Annotated in this window: 8 protein-coding genes; 3 read left to right on the forward strand and 5 right to left on the reverse strand. The window is 71.8% G+C overall.

Translation table 11 applies throughout. The annotated features are described in order from the left end of the window. Window positions 1–235: 235 nt before the first annotated feature. Window positions 236–2,395, reverse strand: a complete 2,160-nt coding sequence (locus tag EYA84_RS18410; RefSeq protein WP_131054296.1) for a RecQ family ATP-dependent DNA helicase — start codon at window positions 2,393–2,395, stop codon at window positions 236–238. Between the two features lie 347 nt (window positions 2,396–2,742). On the opposite strand from EYA84_RS18410, the gene EYA84_RS18415 reads away from it, so the two are divergent. Beyond that, window positions 2,743–3,531, forward strand: coding sequence for a hypothetical protein (locus EYA84_RS18415; protein WP_131054297.1), 789 nt, complete (start codon window positions 2,743–2,745; stop codon window positions 3,529–3,531). 72 nt (window positions 3,532–3,603) lie between these two features. Here the strand turns inward: EYA84_RS18415 and EYA84_RS18420 are convergent, their stop codons facing one another. Then, entirely contained in the window at window positions 3,604–3,786 is a 183-nt protein-coding gene (locus tag EYA84_RS18420; protein WP_131054298.1) for a hypothetical protein, read from the reverse strand. Between the two features lie 220 nt (window positions 3,787–4,006). Here EYA84_RS18420 and EYA84_RS18425 point away from each other — a divergent pair, with 220 nt between their 5' ends. Together EYA84_RS18425 and EYA84_RS18430 are read left to right on the forward strand one after the other, a co-directional pair. Next, window positions 4,007–5,341 (forward strand): TrkH family potassium uptake protein, encoded by a 1,335-nt coding sequence (locus EYA84_RS18425; protein WP_131054299.1) that lies wholly within the window; start codon window positions 4,007–4,009, stop codon window positions 5,339–5,341. Further along, complete coding sequence (locus EYA84_RS18430; protein ID WP_131054300.1) at window positions 5,331–6,002, forward strand: TrkA family potassium uptake protein; 672 nt, start codon at window positions 5,331–5,333, stop codon at window positions 6,000–6,002. The genes EYA84_RS18425 and EYA84_RS18430 overlap by 11 nt, the downstream gene beginning before the upstream one ends. An 8-nt stretch (window positions 6,003–6,010) precedes the next feature. Here the strand turns inward: EYA84_RS18430 and EYA84_RS18435 are convergent, their stop codons facing one another. From EYA84_RS18435 to EYA84_RS18445, 3 genes are all read right to left on the reverse strand, one after another. Beyond that, window positions 6,011–7,678 (reverse strand): serine/threonine-protein kinase, encoded by a 1,668-nt coding sequence (locus EYA84_RS18435; RefSeq protein ID WP_131054301.1) that lies wholly within the window; start codon window positions 7,676–7,678, stop codon window positions 6,011–6,013. 70 nt (window positions 7,679–7,748) lie between these two features. Beyond that, window positions 7,749–9,302, reverse strand: a complete 1,554-nt coding sequence (locus tag EYA84_RS18440) for a fused MFS/spermidine synthase (protein ID WP_131054302.1) — start codon at window positions 9,300–9,302, stop codon at window positions 7,749–7,751. Between the two features lie 36 nt (window positions 9,303–9,338). Further along, on the reverse strand, window positions 9,339–10,343 hold the full coding sequence (locus EYA84_RS18445; RefSeq protein WP_131054303.1) for a hypothetical protein: 1,005 nt from the start codon (window positions 10,341–10,343) through the stop codon (window positions 9,339–9,341). Window positions 10,344–10,410: the final 67 nt, after the last annotated feature.

A 10,410-nucleotide genomic window follows, 5' to 3' on the forward strand; every position in this document is an offset into this window, starting at 1 on the left:
CATATTTGTATAAGAGACAGGCGTCCGGGTCGCCGCGCGCCGCCGGCCGCTCGGCGACCCGCACCGACCCGAACGCGGGCGCGTCGGGTTCCTGGTCAGCCATGCGCCCACCGTACCGCCGGATGCTGCGGCGCCCCGGCGGGTACGCCCGGTCGTGGCTCCGGTCGCACCCGCGGACCGGTCCCGGTCTGGCGCGGCACGTGGGTGAGGGTGTCCGCCGGCCGTGTGCCGAGCGTCAGCCGGCGACGGCGAGGGCCAGCGGCAGGACGTCGGGGGCACCGGCGCGGCGCAGTTCCCGCGCCGCCATCGTCATCGTCCAGCCCGAGTCGACCAGGTCGTCGACGAGCAGGACCGGGCCGTCCAGCCCGGTGAGGGCGTCGGCGAGCGGCTCGGGCACGGTGAGGGCGCCGTGCAGGGTGCGTACCCGCTGGGCGCTGTTGCCACGCGGACCGGCCGGCGGACCGGCCGAGACGACCCGGCCCAGCAGCGGCAGCCGCCCGACGGCGGCGATCCGCTCGGCCAGCGACCCGACCAGCACCGGATGGGTCCGTGAGTCGACCGCGACCACGCCCGCCGGGCGGCGGGGCCACGGGTCGTCGCCGTGCGCCCACGCCTTGAGCACCTCGATGACGGCGGCAGCCAGGTCGTCCGGCAGCGGGCCGTCCGGCGTGCCCGGCCCGACCAGGCCGCGCAGCCGGCCACCCCAGCCGAGGTCGGAGAGCCGGCCCACGGCCCGTCCGGAAAGGGCCTGCTCCGTCGGGGCGATGCGGCCCTTCAGCGGTACGCCGACCGCCTCCAACCCGGTCGGCCAGAGCTTCTTGGGCGCGAGCGGCACGCCGGGGCGACCCAGGAACGTCTGCGCGGTGGTCAGCGCGGCCGGTGACACCTCCGCCGTGAACAGCGGCGCGGCGCACCGGTCACAGCGCCCACAGTCGGCCGCCTCCGCGTCGTCCAGACAGTCCCGCAGGTAGCGCATCCGGCAGTCGGTCGTCGCGGCGTACCCGAGCATGGCCTGTTGCTCGTCGGCGCGGGCGGCGGCGACGCGCCGCAACCGGGGCTCGTCGTAGACCCAGGTTTCGCCGGTGGCGAGCCACCCACCGCGCACCCGGCGGACGGCGCCGTCCACGTCGAGCACCTTGAGCATCAGTTCCAGCCGGGCCCGGCGCAGGTCGACCAGGGGCTCCAGGGCCTGGGTGGAGAGCGGCCGGTCGGTGTGCAGCGCGGCCAGCACGGCGCGGACCTGGTCCTCGGGCGGGAAGGCGAGCGACGCGAAGTACCGCCAGATGGCCTGGTCCTCGACACCGGGCAGCAGCAGCACCTCGGCATGCTCGACCGCGCGGCCGGCACGGCCGACCTGCTGGTAGTAGGCGATCGGCGACGGGGGCGCGCCCAGGTGCACCACGAAGCCGAGGTCCGGCTTGTCGAAGCCCATGCCGAGCGCGCTGGTGGCGACCAACGCCTTGATCTTGTTGTCGAGCAGGTCCTGCTCGGCGGCGCGGCGGTCGGCGTCCTCGGCCTGCCCGGTGTACGCGGCCACCGTCCAGCCCCGCGACCGCAGGAACTCGGCGGTCTCGGTCGCCGACGCCACGGTCAACGTATAGATGATGCCGGAGCCGGGCAGCCGGTCCAGGTGGTCGGCGAGCCAGCCGAGCCGGTGCGCCGGGCTCGGCAGGTCGAGTACGCCCAGCCGCAGCGACTCCCGGTCCAGGCTGCCGCGCAGCACGAGGACGTCCGGTCGCTGCCGCCCCGACGTGACCGCCTCGGTGCCGAGCTGCTCGGCCACGTCCCGCGTCACCCGCTCGTTGGCGGTGGCGGTGGTGGCCAGCACCGGCGTCTGCTCCGGCAGGTTGCCGAGGAAGGTCCGCAACCTCCGGTAGTCCGGCCGGAAGTCGTGCCCCCAGTCCGACACACAGTGCGCCTCGTCGACCACCAACAGGCCGGTGGTGGCGGCCAACCTCGGCAGTACGCCGTCCCGGAAGTCCGGATTGTTGAGCCGCTCCGGGCTGATCAGCAGCACGTCCACCGCACCGGCGTGGATCTCGCCGGTGATCTCGTCCCACTCGTCGAGGTTGGCCGAGTTGATGGTGCGCGCCCGGATACCGGCCCGGGCCGCCGACTCGACCTGGTTACGCATCAACGCCAGCAGCGGCGACACGATCACGGTGGGCCCGGCCGGCTCCCGGCCGTCCACCTCCTGCCGCAGCAGCGCGGTGGCCACGAAGTAGACCGCCGACTTGCCCCAACCGGTGCGCTGCACGCAGAGCACCCGCCGTCGGTCGACCACCAACGCCTCGATCGCCCGCCACTGGTCCTCCCGGAGCCGGGCGTCCTCGCCCGCCAGCCGCCGCAGCACCGCCTCGGCCCGCTGCCGGATCGTCGTCCGTTCCTGGCTCATCCGGCCTTTCTACCAGCACCGTCGGACGACCGGCCCGTCACGGCGTGCGCTCAGCGGGCTCGGCGGGCTCGGCTGCCAGGCGGGCGGCCGGGCGCCCTGCTGCGGTCGGTCCGGTGTTGTCCCCGGCGTCCTTTGCTCTGCTTCAACTGGCGCAACAGAATCCGGGCGTGTTCGGTGCGTGGGGTGAAGCAGAGCAAAGGGCGCACGGTGACATGACCGACGGCTGACGAGAGGCGCGGCGGGCCGGCGGTGATGTGGGGGTGGGTGTGGCCGTGCGACGTGGTGGCGGGACGCGGCAGCGGGGCGTCTGGCATACGATTCCGTTCGATCCGCGGAAGAGAGACGAGATGACTCAGCGAACCGGTACCACCGCCACGACCCGGCGCTTCGCGGTCGCGACGATCGCCCTGCTGGCCGCGACCCTGGTGGCCGGCTGCGACGACAAGGACGCCCCGGAGGCGGCCCCGCCACCGCCGGACCCCAAGCAGGAACTGCTGGACGCGGTACCCGGCGAGCAGGACCCGGCGTTCCGTTTCACCACCTCCGGCGACGTGTCCGGAGTGGTCGACCCGGCGAACCGGGGCATGGACATCGACACGGTCACCAAGGACAAGGACTTCACCCTGGAGATGTCCTTCCGGATGATCGAGTCACGCACCTGGATGAAGGTCAACTTCAAGGGCGACAAGAACATCCAGAAGCTGATGAAGCTGCCCACCACGTGGATGGAACTGGACCCGTCGAAGGTCGACGGGCCGGACTCCCTGCCCACCTACGAGGGCACCGACCCCGGCAACGCCGAGGTGATCATCCAGGCGGCCAGCGACGTCCAGGCCGGTGAGGGCGGGACGTACACCGGCACGGTCGACCTCTCCGCCCAGCCGGACCTGGCGGACGCCCTGGAGGGCGTGGCCAAGCTCAGCGACGCCATCACGCAGATCCCGCTCACCGCCGTGGTGGGGGCGGACGGCAACCTCACCTCGCTCACCCTGGCGATCCCGGCCGACGGGGAGCAGAAGGCGTCGGAGTACGTGGTCGAGTACTTCGACTTCGGCAGCGCCCCCGCGATCGTCGCGTTCACCGAGGACGAGGCAGAGAAGGCGCCCACGGCGGCATACGACCTGCTCAACGGCTGATCGGTCAGGGGCGGCACGGCGACGGGCCGCCCCTGCCGCCGTACCCTCCCGCCTGTCCCCGGCCAGGCGACGTCAGGTGCGGGACAGGTGACACGGCCCGTCGTGGTCGGCCAGCCGCAGACACCGGCCACCGTCGAGCGGCTGATCACAGAACACCCAGTGGCGGATGAACTGGGTTTCCTCCTCGGAGACCGTCGTACCCACCGCCTCGACGTTCGGGAAGAAGCCCAACCCGCCCCGCAGCCCCTCCATCACCCCGCGATCATGGAGTTGTGGTCGTGACGAAAGGGATATACATCCGCGATTCCCTCGCCACAACTCCATGATCGGCGCTAGGGGCGAGGGGCGAGGCGTGAGGACAGCGGCCACTGCCGCACGGTGGCCGGTGGCCGGTGGCTGGGGCGCCTGACGGTCGGTGGAGGCTCGGGATCTCGATTCCCGCACCCCGAACCGGGCGGAATCGGAAGATTGTCTGGTGCGCCGGTTCCTTCGTCACCCCGTGCGGCTGGTACCGGTCGGCTTCCTCGTGACGATCCTGCTCGGCGCCGGCCTGCTGATGCTGGAGCCGATGACCATCCAGCACCAGCACCCGCCGTTTCCGGTCGCGCTGTTCACCGCCACCTCGGCGGTCTCGGTCACCGGGCTGGCCATCACCGACACGCCGAACTACTGGTCCGAGACCGGACTGGTGGTGATCACGGTGCTGACCCAGGTCGGCGGACTCGGCATCCTGACGCTCGCCGCGCTGGTGGTCCTGACCGTGTCCCGGCGGCTCGGTCTGCACAACCGGATGCTGGTCCAGGCCGAGACCCTGGAGTACGGACTGGGTGACGTACGCCGGTTGCTGATGCGCATCGGGACCACGGTGCTGGTCTGCGAGGTGGTGATGACGGTCGTGCTCACCGCCCGGCTCTGGCTCGGCTACGAGTATCCCCTGCGGCGAGCGCTCTGGTCGGCGTCCTTCCACTCGATCCAGGCGTTCAACAACTCCGGCTTCTCGCTCTACTCCGACGGGCTGCTGGCCTTCGCCCGGGACCCCTGGGTGACCCTGCCGCTGGCTCTCGGTTCGATCGTCGGCGGGCTGGGGTTCCCGGCGCTGTTCGAGGCGGTCCGGGAGTGGCGGCGGCCGGTGCGCTGGGCGGTGGCCACCAAGCTGACCATCTGGGGCAGCGTCGTGCTGGTGGCCGTCGGGTTCGTGATCCTGCTGGCCAGCGAGTGGTCCAACCCGTGGACCATCGGCCAGTACGACGTTCCGGGCAAGGTGAACGCCGCGTTCACCCAGATCACGTTCTCCCGCACCGGCGGCTTCGAGGTGATGCCGATCGACCGGTTGCGGGAGGAGAGCTACCCGCTGCTGATCGCGTTGATGTTCATCGGCGGCGGCAGCGCCAGCACCGCCGGTGGCATCAAGGTGTCCACATTCTTCCTGCTCGCCTTCATCATGTGGGCGGAGATCCGGGGCGAGCCGGACGTCACGGTCGGGCACCGGCGCATCGCCACGTCGAGCCAGCGGCAGGCGTTGACCGTCACCCTGCTCAGCGTCGCGATGGTGGCCGCCGGCACCAGCGTGTTGATCCTGCTCACCGACGGGTTACCGCTCACCAGCACGCTGTTCGAGATCACCTCGGCGTTCAGCACCACCGGGCTCACGGTCGGGCTGACGTCGTCGTTGGAGGACGGGGGCGTGTTCCTGCTGACCGTCCTGATGTACATCGGCCGGGTGGGTCCGCTCACCCTCGGCTCGGCGATCGCCCTGAACACCCGTCGCCGTCTCTACCGCTACCCGGAGGAGCAACCCATTGTCGGCTAGAAGATCCGACGACGAGACCATCGCCGTGATCGGGCTGGGCCGTTTCGGCTGTCACCTGGCCGAGTCGCTCAGCGCCCTCGGGCACGACGTGCTGGCCATCGACCGCAACGCCCAGCAGGTGCAGAAGTGGTCGGCCCAGCTCGACGAGGTGGCCCAGGCCGACTCCACCGACGAGGACGCGCTGCGCCAGCTCGGCGTCGCCGACCTGCAACGCGTGGTGGTGGCCATCGGCGCCTCGGTGCAGGCCAGTGTGTTGACCGTGCTGGCTCTGGTCGAGCTCGGCGTACCGCAGATCTGGGCGCGGGCCACCTCCGCACAGCACGCGAAGATCCTCTCCTCGGTCGGCGCGCAGCACGTGATCTTCCCCGAGGCGGAGACCGGCGAGCGGCTGGCCCACCTGATCGTCAGCCGGATGCTCGACTTCGTGGAGTTCGACGACGCGTTCGCCATCGCCAAGCTCCGCGTACCGGAGTCGCTGGTGGGACAGGCGATCAGCGAGGTACGGCTGCTGGACCGCTACGGCGTACGCGTGATCGGTATCAAGCCGCCCGGGGAGAGCCGCTTCCGCTACGTCTCCGACGGGCTGGAACTGGTCCGGGACAGCACGCTCATCGTCGAGGGGACCATCGAGCACGTACAGCGGTTCTCCCTGGTCACCTGAGGTCGGTGTCACCCCTTGCCGGGCTTGCCCTTCTTCGGCTTGTCCTTGCCGGGTTGCTTGTCCTTGCCCGCCTTCTCCTTACCGGGCTTCTCCTTGCCGGGCTTGGTCTTCGTGCCGGCCGGCTTCTTCTCCGCCCCGCCCTTGGCCCTGGTGCCGCCGGAGCCGCCCGAACCGGCCTTCGACGTCGTGGTGGTGGCCTTCACCGGCTTACCGGCTGCCGGGGCGCTCCCGGCGACCCCGGAGACCTGCACCCCGCACCGCGCGTCGCCGACCCGGAACTCCACCGGCAGCGGGTTCGGTCCGGTGTACCGGCCGGTCAGGCTCATCTTCTCGGTGGCTCCCGGCGCCAACGTCGGCTTCCCCGACGCCGGTTGCACGGCGACCGATCGGCCCTGCTGGCGGGCCTGCGCCGGGCTCGCCTTGGTCACCTTCTGCTTCCCGGGGAAGGTGAAACTCATCGTCCAGTCGCGCAGTTCCCGCTCGCCGGAGTTGGTCAGGCTCAGCTCGGCGGTGAACTCGGTGCCCGAGTCCGTCCGCAACGCGTAGCTGACCTGGCAGGGGACCGTCTCCTCGACGCCCATCCGGGCCTGGGTGAGCTGATCGATGCCGCCACTGGCCGGGCTGCGCGAGGTCATCGTCCAGACCATCGCCGTGACGCCGATCAACGCGGTGGCGGCCACCGCCGCCTCGATCCGGCGGCGGCGGGTCGTGGCACGGCGGGTCCGCTGGCCGGCGAAGGGCAGCGCGTCGGTCGCGGCGGACCAGGGCAGAATCGTGGTGCCGACGCTGGCCAGCATCATCGGCGCGGGGACCCTTTCGTCCTCGGCCCGCGCGGTCACCTTGCCGACCGCCTCGGCGAGGCACCGGGCCAGTTCGGCGGTACGCGGCCGGTCCCCCGGGCACTTCGCCAGGCAGCGGTGCACCAGCGCGGCGACGCCGTCGGGCAGCCCCGGCACGTCCGGCATCGGCTCGGGTTCGCGGTACAGGTGCGCCCGCAGCATCTGCGTGGTGGTGTTCGCCTCCCAGGGCAGCCGCCCGGTGAGCATCCGGTAGAGCAGCAGGCCGACCGCGTACACGTCGGTGGCCGGGCTGACCTGGCCGTTGTCGAGCCGTTCCGGGGCGAGGTAGGCGGGGGTGCCGAGCAGTGTGCCGTCCGGCCCCTTCTCGCTCTCCCCGACCAGCGCCGAGATGCCGAAGTCGACGACCTTGACGCCGGTCGGGGTCAGCATCACGTTGCCGGGCGTGACGTCCCGGTGCACCACACCCCGGGCGTGCGCGGTGGCCAGTGCGGAGGCCACCTCCGCCGCCACCGTCACCGCCTCCCGCCACGGCAGCCGGGCGTCGCGGCGCAGTCGTGCGGTCAGCGGAGCGCCGTCGATGAGTTCCATCACCACGTACGGCACGGTCAGCCCGACCTGCTCGGACTCCCCGTAGTCGTACACGTTGGTGATGTTGGGGTGGCAGAGCCGGGCGGCGGCCTGTGCCTCGATCCGGATCCGGTGCCGGAACGCCCGGTCGCTGGCCAGCCGGGACGCGAGGACCTTGACCGCCACCTGGCGGCCGAGCACCTCGTCGTAGCCGCGCCAGACCACCGACATCCCGCCGGTGCCGACCTGCTCGATCAGTCGGTACCGCTCACCGACCAGTTGCGTGCCCCTGCGTTGGCCACCACCCATGGTCGGCGTTGTTGCCCGACACGAACCCGCCTACACCTTTCTGGTCGGATTCGGTCAGGATCTCACCCGATCAGGCGGTCGCGAGCAATTGGTCCACCGGCGCGTAGTCATCGGTCAACACCAGTGCGTCACCGACGAAATCAGTCAGGTCGCCGCCGGAGAGCAGGCTGACCGCCTCGTTGCGGTCGTCCAGCCGGGCCCGCACGGCGGCCAGCGGCAGCGGCGTGTCCGAGGCGACGATCAGGAAGTTGGCGCCCCGCTCCCCCGCCAGCGCCTCCGGCGGGGCGATCAGCGCGACGTGCCGGAACTCGGCGGAGACGGTGGCGACCTCGCTGCGGATGAAGCGCAGCGGCGGGTAGTCGATCACGTTCTGCACGTACACCCCGCCGGGCCGGACGACCCGCCGCACCTCGGCCGCCATCTCCCGGGTCGCCAGGTGCCACGGCACCACCAGGTGGCCGAACGCGTCGCCGACCACGAAGTCCCGCGTGTCGGTGCCCTCCGCGACCACCAGCATCCGGGCGTCGCCCACCTCGGCCCGCAGGTCCGGTCCCTGCCGTACGCCGAGGTGGCGCTCACCCAACTCGACCAGCCCGCCGTCGATCTCGAAGACCAGGTTGTCGGTGCCGGGCCGGGTGGCGGTCAGGTAACGCGGCACGGTGAACCCGCCGCCGCCCAGGTGCAACGCGTCGAGCCGCTGGCCCTCCGGCGCCATCACGTCCGCCACCGCCCCGATCCACCGGGTGTACGCGTACTCCAGGTGGGTCGGGTCGGCCAGGTCGACATACGAGTGTTGGGCCGAGTTCAGCAGCAGCGTCCGCCCGGTGGACCGGCCGGGATCCGCCTCCACCCGGGCGCAGTGGTACGCCGTCTCCACGTCGCACGGGTCCGGCGCCACCACGGTCAGTCCCACACCGACCAGCCCCAGCACCGCCAGCGCGGCCCTGGTCCGGGCCGGACCCGGCAGGCCGGCCCGGTCCTGCCGGTGCAGGTACACCCCGAGCGCGATCCCGGTGATGCCCAGCGAGGCGGCCAGCCCGAACAGGATGACCGTGCTCGGCAGCGCAGCGACCAGCACGAAGCCGGTGACCAGGGTGGCCGTCACCGCACCCAGGGTGCCGATGCCGGAGAGCCGGCCGACCACCTGACCGGTCCGGCGCAGGTCGGCGAGCTGAAGCTTGATCACCAGCGGGCTGACCGAGGAGAGCAGCATCGCGGGCGCGAAGACGGCGACCACCACGAGCAGCAGGATCGCGCTCTCCGCGCCGCCACGCAGTACCTCACCGGCGTACCGCACCGCCGGCAGGGTGATCGCGGTGGCGATGCCGGAGAGCACCAGCGCGGGCGCCAGCAGCGTACGCGGATTGCGCCGGTCGGCCAGCCAGCCGCCCGCCCACGCCCCGTACGCGATCGCGGCCAACGCGATGCCGATGACCGAGCTGGTCACCTGGAGAGTGACCCCCACGTACGGCCCGACGAGGCGCAACGCGGCGGTCTCCAGGACCAGGACGGCTCCGCTGGAGTAGAAGACCAGGAACGCGGCGAGCCCGTTGGGCAGTGCCCGGGGTGCCTCCGGTTCGGAGGGCACGGCGGGCACCGCCACCTCAGGCGATGGAGAGTTCATCGTGGCGATGGTACGCAGCGGGAAAGGGGCGCCGGGTCAGTACATCGAAGTGTGAACATGGTTCGTGTGATCCGCGGCCGGACTGCCACTGCCGCCGTACGCCCGCCAGCCGGTCCCCGGGTGCCAGATCTGTCGGTACCAGATCACGTAGAGCACACCGAGCCGGTCGGCGTTGCGGACGTGCCAGGCGGCCAGGCTGTCCCCGTACGACTTGTCGCCGCCGGTGGCCGTGCGGTCCTCGAACCCGTTCGTGGCGGCCGAGAAGTCGCAGGCCCGGCCCTTCGGGTGCTCACCCGAGCCGCCGCTGCGGTAACAGGAGACGTGCCGCTTGTAACCGGCCGCCTTGGTCTGGTTGAGCATGTGCAGCGTGCGCGCGGTGATGCAGCCGGAGGTCGTCGGGTCGTTCACCGAGCACGACTCACCGGGCCAGGAGCCGTCGGAGTTGCGCGGTGCCGGGCTGGCCGAGCTGGAGTTGCCGCCGCTGAAACCGCCACTGCCGCCCGAGCTGACGGCGGCCAGGGCCGTCTCGGCCTCCTTCTTCTTCTTCGCCATGACGGCGAGCTGCTTGCGCTGCTCGCGCACCTCGGCGTTGATCGCGAGCTTCGCCTGCCGGGCCTCCTCGCGGGCCGCGGTCAGCTCGCGCACCCGGCGACCGTCTCGCTGGGCCATCATGTCCAGGCTGGCGGCCCGCTGCACGAAGGCCTCCGGGGTGCCGCTGTCCAGCAACGCGGCCGCCGCGCTCAGCCGGCCGACCCGGTAGGACTGCGCGGCCACCTCACCGACCAGATCGGTCAGCTCGCCGAGCCGGCCCTCCACGTCGGCCAACTGCGCGGCCATCTCCTTCTGCCGCTTCTCCGAGCCCTGAAGCTTCCGCTTGGCCTCGATGTGCGCCTTGGCGGTCGACTCCAGGGCGTCCCGCAGCTTCTTGCTGCCCCCCTCGTTGGGCTCGGCGTACGCCGGGACGGCCCCGAGGCCGAACAGCAGCGCCACCGCGGCGAGCAGGGCGATCAGCGGCCGGAGAGCCCGCCGCCCGATGGGCATGGACCTGCGCACGAAAGCATCCTTCCGTCGGCCGCCGGCCCCCGATGGGGCGCTGCGCGGCGTCGGC

It is taken from the genome of Verrucosispora sp. SN26_14.1, from assembly GCF_004307965.1.
Taxonomy (GTDB): domain Bacteria; phylum Actinomycetota; class Actinomycetes; order Mycobacteriales; family Micromonosporaceae; genus Micromonospora.

What these genes read in the sequence shown, in the direction of transcription:
- EYA84_RS18410 (WP_131054296.1), bottom strand. Translation starts at nt 2,395, where the DNA reads ATGAGCCAGGAACGGACGACGATCCGGCAGCGGGCCGAGGCGGTGCTG.
- EYA84_RS18415 (WP_131054297.1), top strand. Translation starts at nt 2,743, where the DNA reads ATGACTCAGCGAACCGGTACCACCGCCACGACCCGGCGCTTCGCGGTC.
- EYA84_RS18435 (WP_131054301.1), bottom strand. Translation starts at nt 7,678, where the DNA reads ATGGGTGGTGGCCAACGCAGGGGCACGCAACTGGTCGGTGAGCGGTAC.
- EYA84_RS18440 (WP_131054302.1), bottom strand. Translation starts at nt 9,302, where the DNA reads ATGAACTCTCCATCGCCTGAGGTGGCGGTGCCCGCCGTGCCCTCCGAA.
- EYA84_RS18445 (WP_131054303.1), bottom strand. Translation starts at nt 10,343, where the DNA reads ATGCCCATCGGGCGGCGGGCTCTCCGGCCGCTGATCGCCCTGCTCGCC.